The organism is Massilia sp. LC238, from assembly GCF_000735635.1.
In the GTDB taxonomy this organism is placed as follows: domain Bacteria; phylum Pseudomonadota; class Gammaproteobacteria; order Burkholderiales; family Burkholderiaceae_D; genus Telluria; species Telluria varians.
This window is the reverse complement of record NZ_JNNN01000046.1, coordinates 1-24,301: the sequence shown is the minus strand read 5'-3', so window position 1 is coordinate 24,301 and position 24,301 is coordinate 1. Positions and strand designations below refer to the sequence as shown.

General features: G+C 64.2%; 26 protein-coding genes. 15 read left to right on the top strand and 11 right to left on the bottom strand.

Annotation, left to right across the window (positions count from 1 at the left end; all coding sequences use genetic code 11):
- Positions 1-155 precede the first annotated feature (155 nt).
- The 3 genes from FG94_RS12915 to FG94_RS12895 all read left to right on the top strand — a co-directional run bounded on the left by FG94_RS12915 (position 156) and on the right by FG94_RS12895 (position 3,590).
- The gene (locus tag FG94_RS12915) at positions 156-1,391 is read left to right on the top strand and encodes a glycosyltransferase family 4 protein (RefSeq protein ID WP_051996613.1); all 1,236 of its coding nucleotides are present in this window, start codon (positions 156-158) and stop codon (positions 1,389-1,391) included.
- 85 nt (positions 1,392-1,476) lie between these two features.
- Positions 1,477-2,364, top strand: coding sequence for a phytanoyl-CoA dioxygenase family protein (locus FG94_RS26035; RefSeq protein ID WP_161783964.1), 888 nt, complete (start codon positions 1,477-1,479; stop codon positions 2,362-2,364).
- A 257-nt stretch (positions 2,365-2,621) separates the two neighbouring features.
- Entirely contained in the window at positions 2,622-3,590 is a 969-nt protein-coding gene (locus FG94_RS12895) for a hypothetical protein (protein ID WP_051996609.1), read from the top strand.
- Between the two features lie 28 nt (positions 3,591-3,618).
- Here FG94_RS12895 and FG94_RS12890 read toward each other — a convergent pair whose 3' ends face one another.
- The 5 genes from FG94_RS12890 to flgA form a co-directional block, all read right to left on the bottom strand.
- Positions 3,619-4,128, bottom strand: a complete 510-nt coding sequence (locus tag FG94_RS12890) for a hypothetical protein (RefSeq protein WP_152570964.1) — start codon at positions 4,126-4,128, stop codon at positions 3,619-3,621.
- Positions 4,129-4,215: 87 nt separating this feature from the next.
- Positions 4,216-4,668, bottom strand: coding sequence for an N-acetyltransferase (locus tag FG94_RS12885; protein ID WP_051996607.1), 453 nt, complete (start codon positions 4,666-4,668; stop codon positions 4,216-4,218).
- A 75-nt stretch (positions 4,669-4,743) separates the two neighbouring features.
- Entirely contained in the window at positions 4,744-5,214 is a 471-nt protein-coding gene (locus FG94_RS12880; RefSeq protein WP_036212173.1) for a flagella synthesis protein FlgN, read from the bottom strand.
- Positions 5,215-5,220: 6 nt separating this feature from the next.
- Positions 5,221-5,538 (bottom strand): flagellar biosynthesis anti-sigma factor FlgM, encoded by a 318-nt coding sequence (gene flgM / locus FG94_RS12875; protein WP_027864458.1) that lies wholly within the window; start codon positions 5,536-5,538, stop codon positions 5,221-5,223.
- A 116-nt stretch (positions 5,539-5,654) separates the two neighbouring features.
- Positions 5,655-6,341: a flagellar basal body P-ring formation chaperone FlgA gene (flgA, locus tag FG94_RS12870; RefSeq protein WP_036212171.1), complete on the bottom strand. Its 687-nt coding sequence runs from the start codon at positions 6,339-6,341 to the stop codon at positions 5,655-5,657.
- 164 nt (positions 6,342-6,505) lie between these two features.
- Between flgA and flgB the strand changes: the two genes are divergently transcribed.
- The 12 genes from flgB (at position 6,506) to FG94_RS12810 (ending at position 20,584) form a co-directional block, all read left to right on the top strand.
- Positions 6,506-6,922: a flagellar basal body rod protein FlgB gene (flgB, locus tag FG94_RS12865; protein ID WP_036212168.1), complete on the top strand. Its 417-nt coding sequence runs from the start codon at positions 6,506-6,508 to the stop codon at positions 6,920-6,922.
- 16 nt (positions 6,923-6,938) lie between these two features.
- On the top strand, positions 6,939-7,340 hold the full coding sequence (flgC, locus tag FG94_RS12860) for a flagellar basal body rod protein FlgC (RefSeq protein WP_027864455.1): 402 nt from the start codon (positions 6,939-6,941) through the stop codon (positions 7,338-7,340).
- A 13-nt stretch (positions 7,341-7,353) separates the two neighbouring features.
- Positions 7,354-8,064: a flagellar hook assembly protein FlgD gene (locus tag FG94_RS12855; RefSeq protein ID WP_036212165.1), complete on the top strand. Its 711-nt coding sequence runs from the start codon at positions 7,354-7,356 to the stop codon at positions 8,062-8,064.
- A gap of 39 nt (positions 8,065-8,103) precedes the next feature.
- The gene (locus FG94_RS12850) at positions 8,104-9,648 is read left to right on the top strand and encodes a flagellar hook protein FlgE (RefSeq protein WP_036212162.1); all 1,545 of its coding nucleotides are present in this window, start codon (positions 8,104-8,106) and stop codon (positions 9,646-9,648) included.
- An 18-nt stretch (positions 9,649-9,666) separates the two neighbouring features.
- The gene (gene flgF, locus FG94_RS12845; RefSeq protein ID WP_036212159.1) at positions 9,667-10,407 is read left to right on the top strand and encodes a flagellar basal-body rod protein FlgF; all 741 of its coding nucleotides are present in this window, start codon (positions 9,667-9,669) and stop codon (positions 10,405-10,407) included.
- Positions 10,408-10,471: 64 nt separating this feature from the next.
- Positions 10,472-11,254, top strand: a complete 783-nt coding sequence (gene flgG / locus FG94_RS12840; RefSeq protein ID WP_027864451.1) for a flagellar basal-body rod protein FlgG — start codon at positions 10,472-10,474, stop codon at positions 11,252-11,254.
- A 10-nt stretch (positions 11,255-11,264) separates the two neighbouring features.
- Positions 11,265-11,918, top strand: coding sequence for a flagellar basal body L-ring protein FlgH (locus FG94_RS12835; protein ID WP_036212202.1), 654 nt, complete (start codon positions 11,265-11,267; stop codon positions 11,916-11,918).
- A gap of 11 nt (positions 11,919-11,929) precedes the next feature.
- A complete protein-coding gene (locus FG94_RS12830; RefSeq protein WP_036212157.1) occupies positions 11,930-13,036 on the top strand; it encodes a flagellar basal body P-ring protein FlgI in 1,107 nt (368 codons plus the stop codon).
- A 19-nt stretch (positions 13,037-13,055) separates the two neighbouring features.
- On the top strand, positions 13,056-14,015 hold the full coding sequence (flgJ, locus tag FG94_RS12825; RefSeq protein WP_036212154.1) for a flagellar assembly peptidoglycan hydrolase FlgJ: 960 nt from the start codon (positions 13,056-13,058) through the stop codon (positions 14,013-14,015).
- A 168-nt stretch (positions 14,016-14,183) separates the two neighbouring features.
- Positions 14,184-16,145: a flagellar hook-associated protein FlgK gene (flgK, locus tag FG94_RS12820; protein ID WP_036212150.1), complete on the top strand. Its 1,962-nt coding sequence runs from the start codon at positions 14,184-14,186 to the stop codon at positions 16,143-16,145.
- A gap of 31 nt (positions 16,146-16,176) precedes the next feature.
- Complete coding sequence (gene flgL, locus FG94_RS12815) at positions 16,177-17,400, top strand: flagellar hook-associated protein FlgL (protein ID WP_036212147.1); 1,224 nt, start codon at positions 16,177-16,179, stop codon at positions 17,398-17,400.
- A gap of 433 nt (positions 17,401-17,833) precedes the next feature.
- Entirely contained in the window at positions 17,834-20,584 is a 2,751-nt protein-coding gene (locus tag FG94_RS12810) for a TonB-dependent siderophore receptor (RefSeq protein ID WP_051996605.1), read from the top strand.
- A gap of 144 nt (positions 20,585-20,728) precedes the next feature.
- Here the strand turns inward: FG94_RS12810 and FG94_RS12805 are convergent, their stop codons facing one another.
- The 6 genes from FG94_RS12805 to fliO form a co-directional block, all read right to left on the bottom strand.
- Positions 20,729-21,337, bottom strand: a complete 609-nt coding sequence (locus FG94_RS12805) for a PH domain-containing protein (RefSeq protein ID WP_036212144.1) — start codon at positions 21,335-21,337, stop codon at positions 20,729-20,731.
- A gap of 104 nt (positions 21,338-21,441) precedes the next feature.
- The gene (locus tag FG94_RS12800; protein WP_036212142.1) at positions 21,442-21,831 is read right to left on the bottom strand and encodes a DUF5329 domain-containing protein; all 390 of its coding nucleotides are present in this window, start codon (positions 21,829-21,831) and stop codon (positions 21,442-21,444) included.
- A 43-nt stretch (positions 21,832-21,874) separates the two neighbouring features.
- A complete protein-coding gene (gene fliR, locus FG94_RS12795) occupies positions 21,875-22,720 on the bottom strand; it encodes a flagellar biosynthetic protein FliR (RefSeq protein WP_036212140.1) in 846 nt (281 codons plus the stop codon).
- 16 nt (positions 22,721-22,736) lie between these two features.
- On the bottom strand, positions 22,737-23,006 hold the full coding sequence (fliQ, locus tag FG94_RS12790) for a flagellar biosynthesis protein FliQ (protein WP_027864440.1): 270 nt from the start codon (positions 23,004-23,006) through the stop codon (positions 22,737-22,739).
- Positions 23,007-23,015: 9 nt separating this feature from the next.
- On the bottom strand, positions 23,016-23,765 hold the full coding sequence (gene fliP, locus FG94_RS12785; protein WP_036212138.1) for a flagellar type III secretion system pore protein FliP: 750 nt from the start codon (positions 23,763-23,765) through the stop codon (positions 23,016-23,018).
- Positions 23,755-24,301 (bottom strand): flagellar biosynthetic protein FliO (gene fliO / locus FG94_RS12780; RefSeq protein WP_373964999.1); only part of this gene is annotated, 547 nt, incomplete at its 5' end. The genes fliP and fliO, both read right to left, overlap by 11 nt.

The window sequence follows — 24,301 nt, the reverse complement described above, 5'->3', positions numbered from 1 at the left end:
GCGGCGTCGCTCTTCGGACACCGTCACGACTTCGATGGTTTGGTTGTTCCTAGTCATACTCACAGTCTTATTCCTATCCGTAAGGATACAGCATCGACTGTGTCTGGTGAATCAAGGGGCTATCTCATCAATTCCTATCCTGCGCTGTGCGTATCATGAGAATTCTCACCTTCAGTACGCTATTCCCCAATTCAGCCAAGCCACACCACGGCATTTTCACCGAGACCACACTGCGCCATCAGCTTGCGACTGGTGAAGTGGAGGCTAAAGTCGTCGCTCCGATTCCATGGTTTCCATTCCCCAGCCAACGCTTCGGGGAATATGGCACATTCGCTATGGCACCATTCCTGGAAACGCGTGTTGGCACGGAGGTTTACCATCCTCGTTATGTGGTCATTCCCAAACTGGGGACTAACCTTACGCCCATGAGCCTGGCGCTTGCTGCTCGTGGTGTCATGGGAAAGCTGCTGGACGAAGGATTCGATTTCGATGTCATCGATGCGCACTATTTCTACCCTGACGGCGTTGCGGCGGTTTTGCTGGGCAAATACTTCAACAAGCCGGTGATCATTTCCGCGTTGGGGACAGATATCAACCTCATCATGCGGCGACGTATCCCGCGCGCCATGATTCACTGGGCAGGCAAGCACGCGGCTGCCATGATCACCGTATGCGACGCACTGAGGAACGAAATGCTGCGCTCCGGGATGGATCACTCCCGGATCACGACCTTACGTAACGGCGTCGACCTCGACCTGTTCAAGCCGGTGGACCGTGCTGCCGCCCGCGATGCACTGGGCCTGCGGCATTTCACACTGCTCTTGGTCGGACACCTTGACCCGCGCAAGGGACATGCGCACGTCATTTCGGCGCTGCCCGGCATTCCCGATGCGCGCCTCGTGATCGTGGGCAGCGGACCGGATCACAAGCGCCTGGTCTCGCTCGCGCGTGCCAAGGGCGTTGCGGACCGTGTCGTCTTCGCGGGAGCAATGACTCAGGAACGACTGCGCGACTACTACAGCGCGGCCGATGCACTGGTGCTGGCGTCCAGCCGTGAAGGCTGGGCCAATGTTCTGCTTGAGGCAATGGCCTGCGGAACAAGGGTGATTGCTAGCAATGTTTGGGGAACGCCGGAGGTGGTACGGGAGCCGGCGGCGGGCGTTCTCATGACGAGCAACTCGGCGCAGGGTGTCATCGACGGTGTGCGGGAACTGCGCTCACGCAGCCCGGAACCCCGTTCGACCCGTGCCTATGCGGAACAATTCAGCTGGGAAGCGACGACGCGCGGACAGCTTCGTTTGTTCAGGCTGGCAACACGGGCGGCACATCCGGAGAAGATCTCGCAGCCCGTGCCGGCGCATGCTTCCGACGGACACGGCCTTGACCACTGAAGGGTAGTCATCATCAGGCATCAAGCTCGTGCGGACACGCCGTCCCGATTCGACAACCATGGTGCCAGCCGGCGCCAACGTTTTCATGACCATCGCAATGGATAAGTATAGTGCCGACGATCTGCTGGATCTAAAACTGCAATTCGATACACAAGGCTTCGTGCACCTGCCCGGACTGCTGTCTCCCGGGATGACGCAACGTGTTCGCGACGCCTTCGAAGAGGCGCACGTGCGCCACGCCGGGCAGGTGGAACGGCAGCGCAGGGACGGGGCGAGCTTCGTGGACCTGCCCGGTATCCTGGACGCCGATCCCGTGTTCATCGACCTTGTCGACCTGCCGCAGCTGCTGCCGCTGCTGCGGCTGACGATCGGCGAGGACCTGGCCCTGAACGAAACCAGCGCCAGGCTGTTTTTCCCGGGCCCGACCTTTACCAGCCCGTTCCATTCAGATGTGGCGCGCGTGCTGGGCGTCGACCACGCGCACACAAGCAATCTGCTGGTCAAGCTGCACATCTTTTTCGAAGATCTCGCTCCCGAGCAGGGATGCCTGGCTTTCATACCGGGAAGCCACCGCTTCCCGCCCTTGCACGTCAATCCGCATAGGCCCACACTCGCACGCTCGTCGGCGGTGACGCGCGTGGTTCCGCGCGCGGGTGACGGTGTGCTTTTCAATACGCATGTCCTCCATATGGCGGAGGACAACCGTACCGAGCACGTGCGCAAGTCCCTGATTTATTCCTATGCCCATTTCTGGATGAAGGCACATGCCAGCGCGGCGCCATCCGACCTGGCCCAGTTTGCTGATTCACCCTGTCGCCAGCAGTTGTTCGGTGTCGATCTTCCGGGCGTCAGCCACTTTTCCCGGCGTCTCGACCGGCTCGAGAGCGCATCGGTGAAGACGCGTCTGCAGGACATTGGCGAACGGATCGCCCACCGGGTCCTGCCGCTGAAGCGCGTGCCACCGCGTGCCTGAAGTTGCCAGGCGCCGGCGGATCTGCTCAGCTTGTTGATTCTTTCCTGGATTCGCCCTGGCAGGATTGACTGCGGCGCACGCGGATGCGGATACTGGCGCCATTACCCACTGCGTCCTGCCCAATGAATATTCTGCTGCGCCTCCTTGTCTGTGCCTGCCTTTTCGCCAACGCGCACGCAATCGCGCAAACGGAAGCGGCCGGTCCGCTTGCGCACGCTGCCGCTTTGAAGTCAGTGGTTGCTGCGCCTGATCAGCCGATGTCCAAGGGCCGCATCGCCGCCAAGCCGCTGTTCCGCGATCCCGTCTTCGACGGCGCCGCCGACCCGGTCGTGATCCGCAATGCGGCGCGCGGCACCTGGTGGATGTTCTATACCAACCGCCGCGCCAACGCGGCCGGCCTGTCGGGCGTATCGTGGGTGCACGGCACGAAGATCGGCATCGCTGAATCGGTTGATGAGGGCGCCAGCTGGAGCTATGTCGGCACCGCCGACATCGAGCTGCCGGCGGCGCTGGGCGGACTTGATGCCACGCACTGGGCGCCGGACGTGGTGCGCGCCGACGACGGCAGCTACCGCATGTTCCTGACCGTGGTGCCGGGCGTGTTCACCGACTGGAAGCACCCGCGCCACATCGTGCAGCTCACCAGCACCGACCTGCGCACCTGGCGCAACGCGCGCGACATCCCGCTGGCCTCGGACCGCGTCATCGACGCCGCCGTCACCCGCCTGCCGGGCGGCGGCTGGCGCATGTGGTACAACAACGAGCGCGACGGCAAGTCGATCTACTACGCCGACAGCCCGGACCTCGAGAACTGGACCGGACGCGGGAAGGTCGTCGCCGACCAGGCCGGCGAAGGTCCGAAGGTGTTCCAGTGGCGCGGCGCGTGGTGGATGATCACCGACGTCTGGCGCGGCCTGGCCGTGTACCGATCAACGGACGCCGTGAACTGGACCCGCCAGCCGGACAACCTGCTGCAGCAGCCGGGCAAGGGCGCCGACGACGGCGTCATCGGCGGCCATGCCGACGTCGTGGTGGTCGGCGACCGCGCCTGGCTGTTCTACTTCACGCACCCGGGACGCGGCCAGGTCCAGGGCGGCGCCGGCACCGGCACCGACGGCCCGGAACAGCGCCGCAGCTCGCTCCAGGTGACGGAGCTGATCCAGTCGGGCGACCGGCTGCGGGTGGAGCGCGACGCGCCGACGCGGATCGCGCTGGGCGGCGGCTGAACACCGGGAGAAACGTGCCCTTATGCGCTCATGCCGGTTTTGCAGGAGCCGTGGACAAGGCCCGATCGGCGCTCTCGCATTTGCGCATGAGCCAGAATGAAATGCATAGTGCGACGAGGTTCACGCCGATGGCGAAGCGTGCGCCCGGTTGCCCCAGGTTGAGGCTGAACTGCGCGCCAAATCCGGAACCGAAAAAGCCGAGCTGGAAGGGCGACAGCTTGGCAAAGACCTGAAGCTGCGCGCCGCAGAACACCGCGTAGCCGAACATGGACGTTTGCAGCAGAGGCACCTGGGCGAGCCAGAAAAGGGCATTCCGGTACAGGGCCTGCCGGCCACCTTCGAGCATCTGCACGCCACACCATATACCCCATAGGAAAAACGCCACGGCCAGCGTGAAGGGGAAAATCGTATTTGTGGTCGGCACCTGAGCTTGCAGGACTGCGCTCATGCTTGAAGCGAAGCCTACCGCCCCTCCACCAAGGGCCAGGATGCCGAGTCCACGACGTTGCCAGTTATTCAGAGATCCGATCGTTTGCATGTGCGCGTTTGTTGTTGTTTGAAATCGCGCGAGCGTACCAGACAAGCGCCGCGCAAAATGCACGCATTGCCACGGGACGAAGAGCGCTTACAGCTCGGGCGGCGGCGCCACACCGTGTTCCTTGGTCAGCGCATAGCGCGCGCCGCCTGGCGGAAAGCCTTCCAGGCGGTGCTGCACGACGTAGCCCAGCTTCTGGTAAAACGCCAGGGCCTGGAAACTCAGTGTCTCCAGGAAGACGCGCTTGCAACCCCGACGCAGCCCTTCCTCCTCGGCCTTGATCAGGATGGCACGGCCGATGCCGCAGTTCCGCGCCGATTCGTCAACCCATAGCGCATGCACTTGTAGCCAGCTAACATAGGTGTCGCCCACCAGGCCGCCGACGATACGGTCTGTCTCGTCACGCACCGTGATCACCAGGTCCCGGGGAGTGTCGCCGCCGGTATGTGCGGCATGGAAGTCAATGAGGCCTTGGACAATGAGATTCGAATCGCGGTAGTCCGGGCTTTCCTCGACTGCAATGATGTAATCACTCTTCTGCATTGTGGCTAACTCTATGCTTTCAGCAAAAAAGACAATGGCCGCATCATGCGGCCATTGTCGTTTGAAGATGCGCCCTCAGCCGATCACGTAGCGCTTTGACGGCCCGCTTCCCAGCGCCTGGCCGCTGGCGCCATACACGCCGCCCGCATCCGCGCCGGCCGGCATGCGCAGGGCGTTGAGCACGCCCTGGTTGTGCGCCAGCTGCTTGTTGATCAGCATGCCGTTGACGCGGTTGAGTTCCTTGGCTTCCCGGGCCAGCGCCAGCAGCGCTTCCCACTGGGTTCTCGCTTCGTCATTGCCGCCCACCGCCAGCCAGGGTTCCATGCCTGCTTCCGAGCCTTCGCAGCCGGCTGCAAGCAGCGCGGCGTGGCGCTGGGCCGATAAATCGGCGAGCGCCTGCAGCAGTGCGTTCTTGCGGGGAGTGGTTTCCGCCAGCCCATCGGCGTCAGCTGCGACGAGCAGCTGCTGTTCCTGTTTCATCAGCTCGATCAGGAAGCCGAGGTGTTGCTGTTCTTGAAGGACGGTCGAGATTGGGCTGGTGGGCATGAAGGATTATCGCTTGCGTGAATGGAGCAAGTCGCGCACGGTGTCGAGCAGGCCGTCGGCGACTTTCTCGGAGTTGACCTGGAACTGGCCATCGGCGATGGCCATCTTGATGCGCTCGACTTTCTTGGTGTCGAACACCTGGTTGTTGCCGCCCACGGCATTGGCCATGGCCTGGCCCTGCGAGGACAGGCGCACGCTGTCGGTCGCGACCTGGGTGGTCGTCGCGGTCGTGGCGGCCTTGTCGGCGCCGCGTGCGTTCGCGGCGCCGTTGGTGTTGGTGGGCTGAAGGCCTGGGTTGCCCTTGAGGGTATCGTTGATTTTCACAGCATCATCCTTCTCTGTTCGGAGCGGAAACTCCGGGATCTGCATCCTGTATCGGCAAGGATTTCACAAACTTTAGCGCAGAAAAGGCCGTCCAATGAAAATATGCAAAGTGGTTTTCAGATCGCCACTTCGATGATCCCGCCCGCCCGCGCGGTGCCGCTGACCACCGTTCCCGACTGGGTCCGCGCCTGCGCCACCTGGCCTTCGCCGGCGTTGCTGATCGCCTTCGCTTCCGCCGACACCGAGAAATTCGTTCCTTTCGACACCAGGCGCACCGCCTGGCCCTGCTGGACCACCGGGCGCGACCGCAAGGTGTCGAGGCGCAGCGGCGTGCCGGACGGCAAGGAGGCGGTCGGCGTGCGGCCGATGGCCTGGGCCATGTCGGTGATGATGCCGTTCGGCATGGCGGCGATGTCGCCCTTCATCATGACGAGCTGGGTGGCGTCGACCGGCTGGCCCTGGGCCAGCGGTACGGCGGCGGCGACGTAGTCGGCCATCACCTGCACGGTGGCCTGAATATACACCGTCCAGGGCGAGGGAGCGGTGCAGCGCACCCCGACCGTTGTTTTTCCCCACGCGCGCGCGCCCGGCTGCTGGAAGGCTTCCGGCGCCGGGCAGCTAGCCAAGCTGGTGCGCGGGTCGACTTGCCCCACCTTGATCGTCACCTGGCCCGGCAGGCCGGCGCTCTGGCTCTGCAGGTACTGTTCCACGACCGTGCGCAGGGCCGGGAGGTTCTGGCGGCCTTGTGCGCTCGCGAGCGGGGCGAGCAGGACGAGCAGGACGGCGGCGATGGTGCGTTTCATGGTCAATCCGGCGGATGCAGGTGGGAGATGCTGCCATTCTAGGCAGTGAGATTCTCTGGCGAAACTTTGAATAGCCGGGGTTTGCCCATCTTTATCGATCGATTGGGAAGTGTTGCCCGTACGTATCATCGGTGCTGTCCCAACAAGTCTCTAGCGGAGGCGGCATGATCGGCAAGATCGACCAGTACCTGAGTTTCAATGAAACGGCCCTGTCCCTGCGCGCCCAGCGCCAGGAATTGCTGGCGTCGAACATCGCCAATGCCGACACCCCGAACTACAAGGCGCGCGACATCGATTTTTCGAGCGCGCTGCAGAATGCCCTCGCCTCCAAGGGCGCCGGCGGCCCGCTGGCCACCACCGCGCCCAGGCACCTGCCGCGCGGCGCCGCGACCGGCGACGTGCTGGCCAATGGCACTCCGGTGCTGTACCGCGGCGAAGTGCAGGGCAGCGTGGACGGCAATACCGTGGACATGGACGTGGAACGCAACCAGTTCGCCGACAACGCGCTGCGCTATGAAGCGGGCATCACGATGATCAACCACCAGATCAAGGGCCTGCTGGCGGCCATCCAGGGACAGTAAAAAGGTTTAATAGACTATGTCGCTCTTCAATATCTTCAACGTCTCCGGTTCGGCCATGAGCGCCCAGGCGCAGCGCCTGAACACCACGGCCTCCAACCTGGCCAATGCCGACAGCGCCACCAGCCCCAGCGGCGAAGCCTACCGCGCCAAGGCGGTCGTGTTCGAAGCCGTGCCCCAGCAGTCCGGCGCCACCGGCGTGCGCGTGCGCGAAGTGGTCGAGGATCCTTCGCCGCTCAAGCAGGTCTACGACCCCAAGCACCCGCTGGCCGACGAGAAGGGCTATGTGGCGATGCCCAACGTGAACGTGGTGGACGAGATGGTCAACATGCTGTCGGCCTCGCGTTCCTACCAGACCAACGTCGAGACCATGAACGCGGCCAAGACCATGCTGCTCAAGACCCTGACCCTCGGTCAATAAAGATCAATAAACCATGACCACGATTAACACCGCCAACCCGGGCGCCAACGTCACCGACCTGATGTCGACCATGAACGGCAAGAAGGCCGAAGTCGACAGCGTCCAGGCCGATACCGACAAGTTCATGACCCTCTTGGTCACCCAGCTGAAGAACCAGGATCCGCTGAACCCGCTCGACAATGCCCAGGTCACCAGCCAGCTGGCGCAGCTGTCGACCGTCACCGGCGTTAACAAGCTCAACGCCACCCTGGAATCCCTGAAGAGCAGCTACCAGTCGGCCGAAGCGATGCAGGCGACCAACCTGATCGGCCACGGCGTGCTGGTCGAGGGCTACAAGCTGGGCCTGCAGGAGGGCAAGGCCATCCTGGGCGTGGAACTCGACAGCGCGGCCGACAAGGTGCAGGTGGTCATCACCAGCAACGCAACCGGCAAGGAAGTCGCCACCATCGACCTGGGCCCCCAGGAAGCCGGTATCGTGCCGATCGCCTGGGACGGCGTGCCCGACCCGGACAAGCTGGGCGAAGACGGCAAGCCGGTGACCCTGCCGGACGGCACCTACACCTACAAGGTGGTCGCGAGCCGCGGCGGCGAGGAACTGAAGGATGCGCGCACCCTGTCCTTCGACAGCGTGGCCAGCGTCACCACCGGGGGCAAGGACGGCATCAAGCTGAACCTGCCGGTCAAGGGCGCCGTCACGATGGCCGATATCAAACAAGTACTGTAAGCCGAGCCGCTTACTTCATTCATTCTTCAGGAGTACACCATGTCTTTCCAGCAAGGCCTGAGCGGCTTGAACGGCGCAGCCAAATCCCTCGACGTCATCGGCAACAACATCGCCAACGCGAGCACGGTCGGCTTCAAGGGCTCGACCACCCAGTTCGCCGACGTCTACGCCAACTCGCTGAACGGCGCCGGCGGCATTTCGGCCGGCATCGGTGTGAAAGTGGCGAACATCGCCCAGCAGTTCACGCAAGGTAACGTCGAAGCCTCGAACAATCCGCTCGACATCGCCATCAACGGCGCCGGCTTCTTCCGTACCGAAGCCTCGGGCATCGTCCAGTACAGCCGCAATGGCCAGTTCTCGCTGGACAAGAACGGTTTCCTGATCAATGCGCAGGGCGCCAAGCTGACCGGCTACGGCCTGAACCAGAACGGCCAGCTGGTGGCCGGCGCGCCGACGCCGCTGCGGATCGACACGTCCGACCTGGCGCCGGTCAAGACGACGGCCGTCAAGATCGAGATGAACCTCGATTCGCGCAGCCTGCCGCCGACCACCTCGACCTTCAATGCAAACGATCCGACCTCGTACAACAAGCAGAGCCCGATGAGCGTGTACGACACGCTCGGCAATCCGCATGTGCTGTCGACCTTCTACGTCAAGGGCGCCGAGCCTGGCGCCTGGAACGTGTACGTCGCCGTCGACGGTGTCGAGATGGCGGCCATGGAGGCAGCTGCCGCGGCGCAGGGGAGCGGTCCCGAGTTCACCGCCGTCAACGACGCCCGCGCCGCCTGGGAAGCCGCCTCCAAGGCGGTGCCGCCGGTGGCCGCGACGATCGCTTCGGCACTGGGCACCTATGCCGCGGCCGCCTCGGCCATGGTGGTGTCGGCCGTCAGCACCCGCGGCGCCACTGCCGAGAACCAGACCGACATCGCCGCGGCCGCGACCAGGGCAGCCGCGGTGCCCGGCGCCACGCCCGCCGAAATCGACAAGGCAATGGCCGACGCCATCAAGGTGCCGGCAAAGCTGATCGACACCTTGCGTTTCGACTCCAACGGCGCGCTGAACAAGGCGACGTCCGGCGTTGCCGGCGTGCTGACCCCGCTGGGCGGATTGCCCGTGTTCCCGCCGACCGGCGCCGAGCTGACCATGCCGATCACCATCGACTACAACGGCTCCACCCAGTACGGCACCGCGACCAGCGAAAAAAGGCTGGTCCAGGACGGCTATGCGGCCGGCAACCTGCAGCGCTTCACGACCGGCGCAGACGGCGTCATCCTGGGGCAGTACAGCAACGGCCAGACCAAGCCGCTCGGCCAGGTGATCCTGGCGAACTTCACCAATCCGAACGGCCTCGAACCGCTGGGCAACAATGCCTGGGCGGAATCGGCCAGCTCGGGCGTGCCGCTGCTCGGGACGCCCAATACCGGTGGGATGGGCGTGCTGCAGCAGTCGGCGGTGGAGAGCTCGAACGTCGACCTGACCGCGGAACTGGTCAACATGATCACCGCGCAGCGCGTGTACCAGGCGAATGCGCAGACCATCAAGACGCAGGATTCGGTGTTGCAGACGCTGGTGAACCTGCGTTAATAACAGAGGAACTGAGAGATGGACCGCCTGATCTACACCGCCGCCAGCGGCGCCAAGCACATCCTGGAACAGCAGACCACGACCTCGAACAACCTGGCCAACGTAAACACCACGGGCTTCCGTGCCCAGCTGGACGTGTTCCGCGCCGTGCCGGTGCAGAGCGAAGGCCTGCCGACGCGCGCCTTCGTGGTCAATTCGACGGCGGCGGCCGACTTCACCCCGGGTGCGCTGCAGCTTACCGGGCGCGAGCTGGACGTCGCCGTCAAGGGCGAGGGCTGGCTGGCGGTGCAGATGCCGGACGGTACCGAGGCGTACACCCGCAACGGTTCGCTGCAGACCAGCCAGAACGGTCTACTCACCACCGCGGGCGGCGCCACCATCGCGGGCGAGGGCGGCCCGATCACGATTCCGCCGGACGTCACCGTCACCGTGGGCGGCGACGGCACCATCTCGACCATCTCCACCACCGACCAGCCGGCAGCCGCCAACATCCTCGGGCGCCTGAAGCTGGTGAATCCCCCGACGGAAAATCTGGTGCGCGGCGACGACGGCCTGTTCCGCCTGAAGGATGGCGGCACGGCGCAGGCCGACCCGGCGGTGCGCGTGGCCGGTGGCGCCCTCGAGGGCAGCAACGTCAGCGCGGTCGATTCGATGGTGAACATGATCAGCCTGGCACGTTCTTTCGAGACCCAAATGAGCCTGTTGAAGAACGCCGAGAATAACGCGGCGAAAGCCACCCAGATCCTCGCTTTGAATTGATAGTTGCTCCAGCATAATTCTCCTGTACGTGGCGGACTTCGTCCGTCGCCAATAGGAGAATCCCATGATCCGTTCGCTGTTTATCGCCAAGACCGGCCTCGAAGCGCAGCAAACCAACCTCGACGTCATCTCGAACAACCTCGCCAACGTGAGCACGAGCGGCTTCAAGCGCTCGCGTGCGGTGTTCGAGGACCTGCTGTACCAGAACATCCGCCAGCCCGGCGCCCAGTCCTCGCAGCAGAACAACCTGCCGTCGGGCCTGCAGATCGGCACCGGCGTGCGCACCGTCGCCACCGAGCGCATCCACACCCAGGGTAACCCCCAGCTGACCGGCAATTCGAAGGACGTCATGGTCAACGGTTCGGGCTTCTTCCCGGTCCTGCTGCCGGACGGCACCCAGGCGTATACCCGCGACGGCTCCTTCCAGACCGACCAGAACGGCCAGCTAGTCACCTCCAGCGGCTTCGTGGTCCAGCCTGCCATCACGATCCCGGCCAACGCCGAGTCGATCACCGTGGGCCGCGACGGCACCGTGTCGGTGAAGCTGCCGGGCACCGTGGCGCCGACCCAGATCGGCTCGCTGCAGCTGGCCACCTTCATCAACCCGGCCGGCCTCGAATCGCGCGGCGAGAACCTGTACGTCGAGACCGGCGCCTCTGGCAACCCGAACCTGAACGTGCCGGGCACCAACGGCTCCGGCGTCCTCATGCAGGGTTACGTCGAATCGTCGAACGTGAACGTGGTCGAGGAAATGGTCAACATGATCCAGACCCAGCGCGCCTACGAGATCAACAGCAAGGCGATCACCACTTCCGACCAGATGCTGCAGAAGCTGGCCCAACTGTAAGAACATGAGCATGAAAATCGCGTCCTCCGTCGCCGCCGCCGCCGCAGTCCTGCTGGCAGGCTGCTCGACCACTCCCAGCACCATCGTCCAGGGGCCGACGTCAAGCCGCCCGATGCTGGTGCAGGCCGCCCCAAGCACGGACGGCGCCATCTACAACGCGGGCAGCTACCGGCCGATGTTCGAAGACCGCCGCGCGCGCCACATCGGCGACCTGCTGACGGTGAACATCAGCGAGCGCACCTCGGCCGGCAAGTCGGGCGCCAGCACCGGCAGCAAGACGGGCAGCGCCAGCTTCGCGGTGCCGGGTCCGCTGCAGGCCAGGGTTGGCGCCAGCGTGGGCTTGGAAGGCGCGAACAAGTTTGCGGACGCCGACACCCAGAGCGCCTCGAACAACTTCACCGGCACCCTCGGCGTCACCGTCACCGAAGTGCTCGCTAACGGCAACCTGATCGTGGCCGGCGAGAAGCAGGTGGCCATGAACAAGGGTGTCGAGTTCATCCGCTTCTCGGGCATGGTGGCGCCGGACACCATCCAGCCGGGCAACATCGTCTCGTCCACCGTGATCGCCGATGCGCGCGTCGAATACCGCACCAACAGCCGCGTCGATAAAGCCGAGGTGAGCAATATGTTCTCGCGCTTCTTCCAGTCGATGTTGCCGTTCTGAGGACCGTTGTCATGAAATTCGCTTACCAAGTCGTCCTCGTCTGCGCCGCCTTGCTTGGCGCTGCTCCGCTGGCCCAGGCCGAGCGCATCAAGGACCTCGCCAGCATCGCCGGCGTGCGCCAGAACCAGCTGTCGGGCTACGGCATCGTCGTGGGCCTGGACGGCACCGGCGACCAGACCAGCCAGACGCCGTTCACCGTGCAGTCGATCCAGGCGATGCTGCAGCAGAAGGGCGTCAACCTGCCGCCGGGCACCCAGCTGCAGCTGAAGAACGTCGCGGCCGTGATGGTCACGACCTCGCTGCCGGCCTTCGCCCAGCCGGGCCAGACCATCGACATCACCGTGTCCTCGATCGGCAATGCGAAGAGCCTGCGCGGCGGCACCCTGCTCATGACGCCGCTGCACGGCGCCGACGGCCAGGTATATGCCATGGCCCAGGGCAACGTGCTGGTCGGCGGCGTCGGCGCCCAGGCCGGCGGCGCCCAGGTGCAAGTGAATCACCTTTCCGTCGGCAAGATTTCGAGCGGCGCCACCGTCGAGCGCGCCGTGGCCTCGAACCTGGGCGCGGACAACCAGATCCGCCTGGAACTGAACCAGACCGATTTTTCGACCGCCGCCCGCGTGGTCGAAGCCATCAACGACCAGTTCGGCGCCGGCATCGCCACCGCCCTGGACGGCCGCGTGATCCGCGTGCGCACGCCATCCTCGAGCGACCAGCGGGTGGCCTTCATCGGCCAGCTGGAAAGCATCGACGTCTCGCGCGCCAGGGATTCGGCCAAGGTCATCATGAATGCCCGTACCGGTTCGGTCGTGATGAACCAGGCCGTGATGCTGGAAAGTTGCGCCATCTCGCACGGCAACCTGACCGTGACGGTGGGCGCCGAGACCAACGTCAGCCAGCCGGCCCCGGGCTCGCTGGGCGGCACCGCCGTGACCCGCAACAACTCGGTCGACGTCAAGAAAGACCCGGGCCGCGTGCTGATGATCAAGGGCGGCGCTTCGCTGGCCGAAGTGGTGAAAGCCATGAATTCGATCGGCACCACGCCGCAAGACCTGCTGGCCATCCTGCAGGCACTCAAGGCCGCCGGTTCGCTGCGCGCCGAACTCGAGATCATCTAATCCCGGACGCTAGAACACCATGATCGGCTCTCCCTCCACCGACCTGACCAGCAAGTTTGCCCTCGACACCAAGGGCCTGGGCGAACTCAAGCAAGGCGCCAGGAACGGTTCGCCCGCCGCGCTGAAGGAAGCGGCCACGCAGTTCGAAGCCATGTTCATCAACATGATGATGAAGAGCATGCGCGAGGCCACCCCGCAAGAGGGGATCATGGACAACCAGCAGAGCAAGATGTTCACGGGCATGCTGGACCAGCAGCTGAGCCAGAACCTGGCCAAGCGCGGCATGGGCCTGGCCGACGTGCTGACCCGCCAGCTGACCTCGAACCAGATGGGCGCCCAGGCGCTGGCCATCGGCGCCGACGGCGTCGCCGCAGGCAAGGCGGCAGCCGCTGCATCGGCCATGGCGCCCCTGGATGGCAGCATGCGTCCGGGCATGGACGCGGCGACGATGATCAAGACCGGCGCCACCCAGCCGGGCGCGCCGGTGCTGCCCCTGACCACGGCCAGCGGCCGCGTCCAGCCTGCGCACGTGCGCAATTTCCAGGAAAAGCTGCATGCCCACGCGGCCGAGGCCGAGCGCGCCACCGGCGTGCCGGCCAAGTTCATGCTCGGCCAGGCGGCGCTGGAAAGCGGCTGGGGCAAGCGCATGATCCGCAACGCCGACGGCAGCAGCAGCAACAACCTGTTCGGCATCAAGGCCGGCCCGGGCTGGAAGGGCAAGGTTGCCACCGCCGTGACCACGGAATACGTCAACGGTGTGGCGCGCCAGAAGGTGGAGCGCTTCCGCGCCTACGACACGCCGGCCGATTCGTTCAAGGACTACGCCAACATGCTGGCCAAGAATCCGCGCTATGAGAAGGTGCTGGGCAGCGGCGGCGATGCCGCGGCCTTCGCCCACGGCCTGCAGCGCGCCGGCTATGCCACCGATCCGCAGTATGCCGCCAAGCTGACGCGCGTTATCAAGAATTCATTGGCGTGATCGCATTTGTAGGGTGGGCGGCTTTGCCGCCCACGCGGTGATAGTTAGGATATGAACAACCACGCAGGCAGCATCACCGTGAGTTGACCGCGTGGGCGGGAGACCCGCCCACCCTACAGTTTTCGAGAAATCTGCCGTAGTTAGATCAGTCAAGGAAAGAACAAGCACATGTCCGGTAACCTCCTCAGCATTGGCAAGAGCGGCCTGTTCGCGGCGCAGGCGGGCCTGTCCACGACCGGCCACAACATCACCAATGCCGGCGTGGCCGGCTATAACCGCCAGGTGGTGGTGCAGGCCACCGCGCCGATGCTCGATACCGGCGTGGGCTTCCAGGGCACCGGCACCCAGATTTCCCAGATCAAGCGCTACAGCGACGAATTCCTGAATTCGCAGGTGCGCAATGCCCAGGCCAGCAAGAGCGGCCTGGATTCGTACTACAGCCAGATCAGCCAGATCGACAACATGCTGGCCGACCAGACCGCCGGCCTGTCGCCGTCGCTGCAGGGCTTCTTCAAGGGCGTGCAGGACATGGCCGCCAATCGCGCCTCGGTGCCCTCGCGCCAGTCGATGCTCTCCAGCGCCGACACCCTGGCGACGCGCTTCCAGGCCCTCGACGCGCGCCTGGGCGAGATCCGCGAAGGCGTGAACAGCACCATCGAGAGCAGCGTCACCCTGATCAACTCGTATGCCCAGCAGATCGCCGACCTGAACGACAAGATCGGCAGCTTCGCCGCCGCCCAGCAGCACGCGCCGAACGACCTGCTCGACAAGCGCGACCAACTGGTGATGGAACTGAACACCCAGGTCAAGGCCAACGTCATGCCCGGCGATAACAACAGCCTGACGGTCTCGATCGGCAGCGGCCAGCCGCTGGTGGTGGGCGCGCGCACCTTCCAGCTGGCGGCCACCAAGTCGCCCTTCGACCAGACGCGCGTCGAAGTGGGCTATGTCACCGGCAGCAAGGTGACGGTGCTGGCCGATAATGCCCTGTCCGGCGGCACGCTCGGCGGCGCCCTCGATTTCCGCAGCCGCACACTCGACCCGGCCCAGAGCGCCCTGGGCAAGGTGGCGATCGGCCTGGCCTTCGAATTCAATGCCCAGCACAAGCTCGGCCTCGACCAGAACGGCCTGGCCGGCAAGGATTTCTTCAGCGTGGCGCCGGCCTTCGTGGGCAAGAACATCAACAATGCGCTGTCCAGCACCACCGACATCAAGGCCGTCGTCAGCGACCCGGGCAAGCTGGTGGACAGCGATTACAAGATCGCGTTCGACGGCACCAACTACAACGTGATCCGCCTGTCGGACAACACCTCGACCGCGGTTACGCCCTACGACGCGGCCGGCACCACCGTGAGCATCGACGGCGTCGACTTCCGGATTTCCGGCCTGGCATCCAAGGACGACGAATTCCTGGTGCGCCCGACCATCGGCGGGGCCGCCAACTTCAACGTCCTGGTGAAGGATGTGGCGAGCATCGCCGCCGCCGCGCCGATCGCCACCAGCGCGCCGGTCAGCAACACCGGCACGGCCAAGATCAGCGAAGGCCGGGTCGACCAGCGTTTCCTGGACAATCCGCCCTCCTTGCCGGTGACCCTGGAATTTCGCAGCAACGGCGGCAGCCCGATCCTGACCGGCTTCCCGGCCGGGGTGGACGTCAAGGTAGTCACAAGCGATGGCAAGGAACTGCCGCCGTCGGCCGACGTCAAATTCGTGGCTGGCGCCACCTATAGCTTCGGCGGCATCAGCGTGACGATGACGGGCGCGCCCGGCAATGGCGACACCTTCACCATCGCCGGCAATGCGGGCGGGGTGGGCGACACCCGCAACATCGGCCTGCTGGGTGACCTGCAGACCAAGAACATCTTCAACAACGGCAGCGCCACGATCCAGTCGTCCTACGCCCAGCTGGTCAGCACGGTCGGCAACAAGACCCGCGAAGTGCAGGTCAACGGCGACGCCGCCGGCGCGCTGCTGACCCAGGCCAAGGCCAGCGCCGCCGACGTCTCGGGCGTGAACCTGGACGAAGAGGCCACCAACCTGATCAAGTACCAGCAGGCCTACCAGGCCGCGGGCAAGGTCATGCAGATCGCCGGCACCATCTTCGACACCCTGCTGTCGATCGGCCGCTAACTGGCAACCAGACGAGTAACGAGAGACACCCATGCGCATCAGCACCCAGTCGATCTACAACAACGCCACCTCGCAGCTCAACACGCTGCAGAGCGCCCTGGCGCGCACCCAGAACCAGCTCTCGACCAACCGCCGCATCCTGACCCCGGCCGACGATCCGGTGGCCTCGGCGCGCGCCCTGGAAGTGAGCCAGTCGAAGGAGATGAACAGCCAGTTCGCCACCAACCGCGCCAGCGCGCGTTCCTCGCTGGCGATGGTCGAAGGCGCGCTGCAAAATGCCGGCGACCTGCTGCAGGACATGCAACGGCTGACGGTCAATGCCGGCAACGGCGCCATGCAGCTGCAGGACCGCGAGGCGCTCGCCACCGAACTCGAAGGCCGCCTGGAAGACCTGCTGGGCGTGGCCAACAGCACCGATGGTGCAGGGGGCTTTCTGTTCTCCGGCTACATGGCGACCACCCAGCCCTTCACCCGCACCCCGGGTGGCGCGGCCTACCAGGGCGACCAGGGCCAGCGCCAGCTGCAGGTGGGCGCTTCGCGCAAGATCCCGCTGTCGGCTTCGGGCGCCGCCGTGTTCGAGAACAACCCGACCGGCAACGGCGTCTTCCAGACCCAGGCCGACAAAGCCAACAAGGGCGCCGCCATCATCTCCTCGGGCGCGGTGGTCGACCGGCCGCTGGCGAACCAGGGACGCAGCTACGAATTGACCTTCAGCGTGACCGGCAGCCCGGCCGTCACCACCTACACCGTGGTGGACAGCGCTACCGGCACCGCCGTCCCGGGCCACGACAACCAGGCCTACGAGCCGGGCAAGACCATCAGCTTCGGCGGCCTGAGCTTCGACATCAAGGGCGAACCCGCCGATGCCGACGTGTTCACGGTGGAGCCCAGCAAGAAGCAGTCGGTATTCAACACCGTGACCGACCTGATCGCCGCGCTGCGCGCCCCAAGCGACGGCTCGACCGGCAAGGCGGCGCTGACCAACCAGCTGAATACGGCGCTGGACAACCTCAAGTCCGCCCATGACAACCTGCTGACCGTGCAGGCCTCGGTCGGCGCCCACATGAAGGAGCTGGACTACCTCGACAGCGCAGGGGACGACCTCGACGTCCAGTACGCGGCCACCCTGGGCGACCTGCAGGACCTGGACATGGTCAAGGCAATTTCCGATTTCTCGATGCAGCAGACCACGCTGCAGGCGGCGCAGATGTCGTTCAAAACGATGTCAGGATTGTCGTTATTTAACTACTTGTAAGATTTATCAGGAACAAAAAAGCCGACGCAAGTCGGCTTTTTTTATGCCTTACTCATGGAGAATAGTTTTGTATTGCTAATTAAAAAGCAAATATTATTTGGCTTCATCACGAGTGCTTTATAAGAAAAGGACATGAGTTTATGACAAATGCCAATGCTTGTATTGGCTCTTCTGTCACAGCACGATTGTCGTTAAGTAACAAAATGTAGCATTCACGCGACGAATGTAGTGTTTGGCAAAATTTCCTCACAAAAACTCACATCAATGCTTTGCGGCAAAGCAATGTTGTGTAAGAGTATTTGTGCGCGTGTCGAGATAGTAGTGAACAAAATGCTACGAGGTATGCGGTTTTACTAGAAAAATTTATTGTCCAGGAGTCGTTGTGAAGCACAAGAGTACTTTTAACAAGAGCGCGATCGCTGTTGCTCTGAGCATGGCCTTCCCAGCATTTGTCGGTGCACAAGAAGTCCCGACTATCGATCCGCAAAAGATCCAGCGCGTGGAAGTGACCGGTTCCAGCATCAAGCGTACCGCGACCGAAGCGGCCGCCGCAGTCCAGATCCTGACCCGCGACGACATCGAGAAGACCGGCGAAACGACGGTACTGGGCATCCTGACGTCGACCTCTTCGATCAGCTCGTCCATCAACGTAGCGACCGCCAGTTCGGGCAGCTTCGCGACCGGTTCGTCGGGCGTGTCGATGCGCGGCCTAGGCAAGGTCAACACCCTGATCCTGGTCAACGGCCGCCGGATCGCTCCATACGGCCTGTCCGACGGCGCACAGCAGAACTTCACCAACCTCGACGCCATCGCCGCCGACGCGATCGACCGCATCGAAGTCCTGAAGGACGGCGCATCGGCGATCTACGGTTCCGACGCCGTCGCCGGCGTGGTCAACATCATCCTGCGCAAGGAATTCACCGGCGCCCGCGTGCGCGCCAGCTACCGTGAATCGGAGCACCTGAAGGAAAACCGCAACAGCCACGTCTCGGCCATCGTGGGCTGGGGCGATATCGAGAAAAACGGCTTCAACACCTACCTGACTGCGGAAGCCTACAAGCGCAACGGCTACACCACCGACGACCTGCGTCATTTCTATCCAGCCTGGCATCGCCTGACCCCGGGCCGCTCGACCTGGGACGCGAAGAGCGTGTTCTCGCCGACCGGCAACTACTACACCAGCGCGACCAACTATGTCGCAGCTCCGGGCTGCCCAACCGCTGACATCGATGCGTCCGACAAGCTGTGCAAGATGGACATCCTGCCGTTCAGCGGTTTGACCACAGACAATAAGCGTCATGCGATCCTGAGCAACACCAGCTTCCGCATCGGCCAGAGCATCGATGCGAACCTGGAAGTTTCCTACGCCGGCGCTGAGAGCGACTACATCGTCACACCGTTCAACATGAGCAACGGCAGCACCACCAGCTCGTCGTCGATCTGGTACAACGTCCTGGGCGGCAAGATGGTCGGCCCATTCTCGTATCCGAAACTGCCGGTTGGCCATCCGAAGAATCCGTACAACTACCCGGTGGAGTATCGCGCACGCCTGATGGACACCGGTGAGGGCTTCAACTTCAATACCACCGAGTCGGATCAATCGCGCGTGATGCTGAGCCTGACCGGCACCCTGATGAGCTATGACTGGCGGGCCGCCGCAGGCTGGGCCAAGTCGAGCGCCTCCAAGGCAACCCGCGCAGTCAGCCAGAAAGGCTATACCGACGCGATTGTCAACGGCACCTACAAGTTCGGCCAGCAGAACGATCCGGCCCTGCTGAACACCATGTTCCCGATCCGCACCACCGATGGCGAATCCGACGTGAAGTTCTTCGACGCCACCATCTCGGGCGAACTGATGCAGCTGCCGGCCGGTCCGCTGTCCTTCGCGCTCGGCACCGACATCCGCCGTAGTGCGTACATGATGAAGAGCTCGGACAATGTCCTGCGCGGCGAACTGGTCGGCATCTTCGGCCTGCAAGTCGATGACGTGGTCAACCAGTACGCGCTCTTCGGTGAACTGCGCGCGCCGCTTACCAAGAAGCTCGAACTGGAGGCTGCGGTGCGCGCCGACAGGACCGACGGCTTCGATGCCCACCTGTCGCCGAAACTGGGCCTGCGCTACACCGCGACCGACAGCCTGCTGCTGCGCGCCACCGCATCGGGTGGCTTCCGTGCGCCAAACATCGTCGAATCGGGTAATGGCCTGGGCCGTTCCTCGGTCGCGACTTCGGTCAACGATCCGCGCCGCTGCCCGATTGCCAATCAGCTGAACGCCCTGGTGCAGAATGCGCCTGGCGCCACCACCGCCGACAAGTCGCAAGCCAACACCTTCCGCAACGCGGAATGCTCGGGCGGCCTGCCGAGCTTCGTGTCGTCGAACCCGGACCTGAAGCCGGAAACCTCGCGCTCGCTGACCGCCGGCATGGTGTTCGAGCCGGTGAAGAACTGGAGCCTGGGCCTGGACTACTACTGGATCGAGCGCCGTAACGAAATCGGTTCGCGTGCGGTGGTCGACATCCTGCGCGGCGAAGCCAGCCTGCCGGCCGGCCAGCTGATCCGTATCGACAGCAGCGCCAACGACAACCAGTTCCTGGCTCTGGTGCGCAAGTACGCGCCGAACAATGCCGTCAACTACGGCGGCGTCGGCCAGCTGGGCATGATCTACAACCCGTACGTGAACAGCGGCCGTACCCGCGTCCAGGGCTTCGACTTCGACGCAACCGGCCGTGTCAACGTGCTGGGCACCAACGTCCGCCTGAAGCTGGACGGTACCTACGTGTGGAAGTTCCAGGAATTCAGCGTCACCGACAATGCGTACGGCCCGAACCTGACCGGCACCTACGACTTCGGCTCGCGCCTGGGCATCGTGGCCAATGCCTACGTCAAGAAGGGTGACTTCGACCACAGCGTCACGGCGAACTTCTCGAGCGGCTACAGCACCAACAGTGTCGCGCAGCCGACGTACTGCAAGACTCAGAACGTCGCCGCCCAGTACATGGACACCTGCGCCCGCGTTGGCAGCAATACCACCTGGGACTACAGCGTGGCCTACACCGGCATCCCGCACGTGAAGATCACCGGCTACGTCGACAACGTGTTCAACAAGGACAGCCCAATCGACTGGCGCGGTGGCTGGAGCCAGCAGTTCCGCCGCTTCGGCATCGCTGCAAGCTACACCTACTAATCGTCTGAAGGTCTAGATGATTGCAAAAGACCAGGCTTCGGCCTGGTCTTTTTTCTTATGGGGGTCAGGTCTGACATTGAGACACGGGCTGAGCAATACAATGCTCGAGTTCGTGTCCGAATGTCAGACCTGACCCCCGTGGTTTTAGTTGTGGATGTACTTGCTGAATACGTCGCTGAAATCACGCTTGGTATGGGTGTCGAACATGGCGGTGTTCAGGGCCGCCAGCAAATCACCGTACAGGCCGACGAGGCCGTTCTCGCCGGGAGCGACGTTCAGCTTGTGCACCGAGGCCGTGGCATCGAGCGCGCGCAAGGCATTGTCGCGGCAGACCGCGTCGCGCTTTTGCTGCTTGCCGATGGTGATCAAGGCCTTGTAGATGTCCTTGAGCTGTTCGATGTGGGCTTTTTTGACGTCGATCGAGAATACCGTGTTGTCCAGGCTGAACTTGAGTTCGATGTCCATGTCCAGCGTGCCCGCGGTCTCGATGCTCACGCCGGAGATCTGGTGCGAGGCATAGTCGTAGCGCTTGATCGAGCGCTTCGAGGACACGGCCGAATCGCCGTCCACGTGGATCAGCGCCAGGTTGGTGAAGCAGTACTCGTCCTTCTTGCTCTTGATGAGGAAGAAGATCTGCTCGCCGTCTTCGCTGAACAAGTAGTCGTCCGCGTCGACCTTGTTGTAGTCGGCCGGCCCGACGATGACGCCGATATCGCTGATGCCCAGTGCTTCCGCTGCCAGTTTCTTGAACATGATCGCCCTCGCGTAGTGAAAGTAGTTACCTTAGCACTATTTGATTGCGGCTAATAATTTTCGGGGCGGGACGCAAGCGACCGCTTGCCCAGGCGCAAGCGCGCTCAGGGCCTGGCCTTCTGGGCGGCGCGCACCGCCTTCAGCTCCCGGTTCAGCCAGACCTGGCTGTTCACCGGTTCCGCGGCGCCGCACTTGACCCGGTAGGGCTTGCCCGAGAAGCTGCTTTTCGAGGCGGCGACGTCGATGAACTGCTCGGCGCTGGCGAGCGTCTCGCGGCGCTTTTCGATGTAGTCCAGTTTGCGCAGCAGGTGCTTACGGGCGTCGGCTGCATTGTGCCAGCTGCCGTTGCGCTCGAACTGACAGCTCGATGCGCTCATCTTCGCCATCAGGGCGTCGATCTCGGCGCGCACGGCGGGTGGGGTGGGCGCGGCGGCCGCAGCCAGGGAGATGGTAGCCAGCAGGCTGGCCGCGAGCAGTCGGTGGGTCATCGTCATGCCGCTACCCTAACCGAAAAACCGCTTTCGCCGGCGCGCCCTACTAGCCGGGCGCAGCCCGCACCGGGTTGGGCGCCGCCGGCGCCGGCGGTGGCGCAGCGTTGCGCGCCGCCCCCGCACGCGGCACCGCGCGCCCCTTCTCGATCCCCTCGTTGAACAGATTCACGATCGGCATGCCGAGGTAGGGCATGGCCAGGCTCAGGGTCAGGAAGCCCACGCCCAGGGTCACCGGGAAGCCGATACCAAAGATGTTCAGCTGCGGGGCGGCGCGCGTCAGGATGCCGAGCGCCACGTTGGTGACCAATAGCGCGGCCACGATCGGCAGCGACAGCTGCAGTCCGGTGGCGAAGATCTTGCCGCCCCAGCGCGCCAGTTCCAGCGGCGCATTGCCCGAGAACGGGGTGCTGGAGATCGGCAACGCATGGAAGCTTTCCGCCAGCGCCGCCAGCAGCACCAGGTGGGCGTTCACGGCCAGGAAGGCCATGGTCGCCACCAGCGCCAGGAACTGGGCCACGGCCGCCGAGCGGCCGCTGGAGGACGGATCGAAGAACACCGCGAAGCCCAGGCCCATGGTCATGCTGGCCACCTCGCCGGCGTATTCGATGGCGGCGAACACGATGCGCATCGCGAAGCCCATCGCCACGCCGATCAGCAGTTCCTTCACCAGGATCAGAATGCCGGCCCAGGAGCCCGGATCGACTGCGGGAATCTCGGGGACGGTGGGGGCGATCACGCTGGCCAGCAGCACGCCGAGCGCGACCTTGATCGACATCGGCACGCCGGCATTGCCGAACACCGGCGCCGCGGCGACCAGGCCGAGGATGCGCGTGAGCGGCCATATCAGCCCCGCGATCCAGGCATTCATTTCGCCCGTGGTCAGGCTCAGCACGCGTGCGTTCTCCCGCTTACCCGATCAGGCCGGGAATGCCGGTGAAGACCCCGCGCATGTAGTCGAGCATCACGGACAGCATCCACGGCCCGGCCAGCACCAGGGCGATGAACACGCCGACCAGCTTCGGGATGAAGGACAGGGTCGCTTCGTTGATCTGGGTGGCGGCCTGGAAGATCGAGATGATTAGGCCGATGATCAGCGCCACCAGCAGCAGCGGGGCGGAGACCATCAGCGTGATCTCCATCGCGGTGCGGCCCATGGTCATGACGGATTCGGGAGTCATGCGCGTCTCCTAGTAGAAACTCTGGGTCAGCGAACCCAGCAGCAGCTGCCAGCCGTCCACCAGCACGAACAGCATCAGCTTGAACGGCAGCGAGATCACGGCAGGGGACATCATCATCATACCCATCGCCATCAGCACCGAAGCCACCACCATGTCGATGATGAGGAAGGGGATGAAGATCGCGAAGCCGATCTGGAAAGCGGTCTTGAGCTCGCTGGTGACGAAGGCCGGGATCAGGACCCGTAGCGGCACGTCCTCGGGACCCTGCAGCGCGGGCGAGCGCGAGATCTTGACGAACAGCGCCAGGTCGGACTGGCGGGTCTGCTTGATCATGAATTCCTTGAACGGCACCACGCCCCGGTCGAGCGCCTCGCTCATCTGGATCCGGTTCTGCTGCAGCGGCAGGTAGGCCTCGGTGTAGGCGCGATCGAAAGTCGGGCCCATCACGAAGAAGGTCAGGAACAGCGCCAGCCCGACCATCACCTGGTTGGGCGGCGCGGTCTGGGTGCCGAGCGCCTGGCGCAGCAGCGACAGCACGATGATGATGCGGGTGAACGCCGTCATCATCAGGAGCGCGGCCGGCAGGAAGGTCAGCGCGGTGAGCAGGATCAGGGTCTGGACCGGCAGCGAATACTGCGTGCCGCCGCCCGCGGCCGGACTAGTGGTGAAGGCCGGGATGCCGGGCTGGGCCAGCACGGCCAGCGGCAGCAGCGCCAGGGCGAGCATGCCCACACCCAGCAGGAATTTCTTATTTCGCATTACGTTTGTCTATCGTGTTCTTGAGCCAGTCGCCGAAGCTGCCGGCACTCGCTGCGTGCGGTGCCAGCGTGGCGCCGTCCTCCTGCGCGCCTTCCTGGCGCGGCATGGTGGCCAGGGCATTGACCCGTCCCGGCGAGGCGCCGACGACGATCCACTGGTTGCCCACCTCGACCACCATGATGCGTTCGCGCCCGCCGATGTTGAGCGCGCCGACCAGCTTCACGTTGGCGCTGGCGCCCATGACGCGCGCACCGAAGCGTTTCATGAACCAGGCCAGGCCGAGCAGCAGGCCGAGCACCAGCATCAAGGCCAGGATGGTCTGCAGCAGGCTGCCGGTGGCCGGCGCGCTCGGCATCGGCGGGTGTGCCGATGCCGCCATGGTACCACGGCCCCGCTGCGTGCGGTGCCCGCGGGGCCCCTCCCCCTGCCACAACACCGGCGTCGGCAGCTGGGCCGGCAGCTGCGTGCGGTGCGGCGTCAACAGGATGGCGCGCAGGCCAGGCCGAGCGCAGGCGTCCAGGGCGCAGCGGAAGTAA

What these genes read in the sequence shown, in the direction of transcription:
- FG94_RS12915 (WP_051996613.1), top strand. Translation starts at nt 156, where the DNA reads ATGAGAATTCTCACCTTCAGTACGCTATTCCCCAATTCAGCCAAGCCA.
- FG94_RS26035 (WP_161783964.1), top strand. Translation starts at nt 1,477, where the DNA reads ATGACCATCGCAATGGATAAGTATAGTGCCGACGATCTGCTGGATCTA.
- FG94_RS12895 (WP_051996609.1), top strand. Translation starts at nt 2,622, where the DNA reads ATGTCCAAGGGCCGCATCGCCGCCAAGCCGCTGTTCCGCGATCCCGTC.
- FG94_RS12890 (WP_152570964.1), bottom strand. Translation starts at nt 4,128, where the DNA reads ATGCAAACGATCGGATCTCTGAATAACTGGCAACGTCGTGGACTCGGC.
- FG94_RS12885 (WP_051996607.1), bottom strand. Translation starts at nt 4,668, where the DNA reads ATGCAGAAGAGTGATTACATCATTGCAGTCGAGGAAAGCCCGGACTAC.
- FG94_RS12880 (WP_036212173.1), bottom strand. Translation starts at nt 5,214, where the DNA reads ATGCCCACCAGCCCAATCTCGACCGTCCTTCAAGAACAGCAACACCTC.
- flgA (WP_036212171.1), bottom strand. Translation starts at nt 6,341, where the DNA reads ATGAAACGCACCATCGCCGCCGTCCTGCTCGTCCTGCTCGCCCCGCTC.
- flgB (WP_036212168.1), top strand. Translation starts at nt 6,506, where the DNA reads ATGATCGGCAAGATCGACCAGTACCTGAGTTTCAATGAAACGGCCCTG.
- flgC (WP_027864455.1), top strand. Translation starts at nt 6,939, where the DNA reads ATGTCGCTCTTCAATATCTTCAACGTCTCCGGTTCGGCCATGAGCGCC.
- FG94_RS12855 (WP_036212165.1), top strand. Translation starts at nt 7,354, where the DNA reads ATGACCACGATTAACACCGCCAACCCGGGCGCCAACGTCACCGACCTG.
- FG94_RS12850 (WP_036212162.1), top strand. Translation starts at nt 8,104, where the DNA reads ATGTCTTTCCAGCAAGGCCTGAGCGGCTTGAACGGCGCAGCCAAATCC.
- flgF (WP_036212159.1), top strand. Translation starts at nt 9,667, where the DNA reads ATGGACCGCCTGATCTACACCGCCGCCAGCGGCGCCAAGCACATCCTG.
- flgG (WP_027864451.1), top strand. Translation starts at nt 10,472, where the DNA reads ATGATCCGTTCGCTGTTTATCGCCAAGACCGGCCTCGAAGCGCAGCAA.
- FG94_RS12835 (WP_036212202.1), top strand. Translation starts at nt 11,265, where the DNA reads ATGAAAATCGCGTCCTCCGTCGCCGCCGCCGCCGCAGTCCTGCTGGCA.
- FG94_RS12830 (WP_036212157.1), top strand. Translation starts at nt 11,930, where the DNA reads ATGAAATTCGCTTACCAAGTCGTCCTCGTCTGCGCCGCCTTGCTTGGC.
- flgJ (WP_036212154.1), top strand. Translation starts at nt 13,056, where the DNA reads ATGATCGGCTCTCCCTCCACCGACCTGACCAGCAAGTTTGCCCTCGAC.
- flgK (WP_036212150.1), top strand. Translation starts at nt 14,184, where the DNA reads ATGTCCGGTAACCTCCTCAGCATTGGCAAGAGCGGCCTGTTCGCGGCG.
- flgL (WP_036212147.1), top strand. Translation starts at nt 16,177, where the DNA reads ATGCGCATCAGCACCCAGTCGATCTACAACAACGCCACCTCGCAGCTC.
- FG94_RS12810 (WP_051996605.1), top strand. Translation starts at nt 17,834, where the DNA reads ATGGCCTTCCCAGCATTTGTCGGTGCACAAGAAGTCCCGACTATCGAT.
- FG94_RS12805 (WP_036212144.1), bottom strand. Translation starts at nt 21,337, where the DNA reads ATGTTCAAGAAACTGGCAGCGGAAGCACTGGGCATCAGCGATATCGGC.
- FG94_RS12800 (WP_036212142.1), bottom strand. Translation starts at nt 21,831, where the DNA reads ATGACGATGACCCACCGACTGCTCGCGGCCAGCCTGCTGGCTACCATC.
- fliQ (WP_027864440.1), bottom strand. Translation starts at nt 23,006, where the DNA reads ATGACTCCCGAATCCGTCATGACCATGGGCCGCACCGCGATGGAGATC.
- fliP (WP_036212138.1), bottom strand. Translation starts at nt 23,765, where the DNA reads ATGCGAAATAAGAAATTCCTGCTGGGTGTGGGCATGCTCGCCCTGGCG.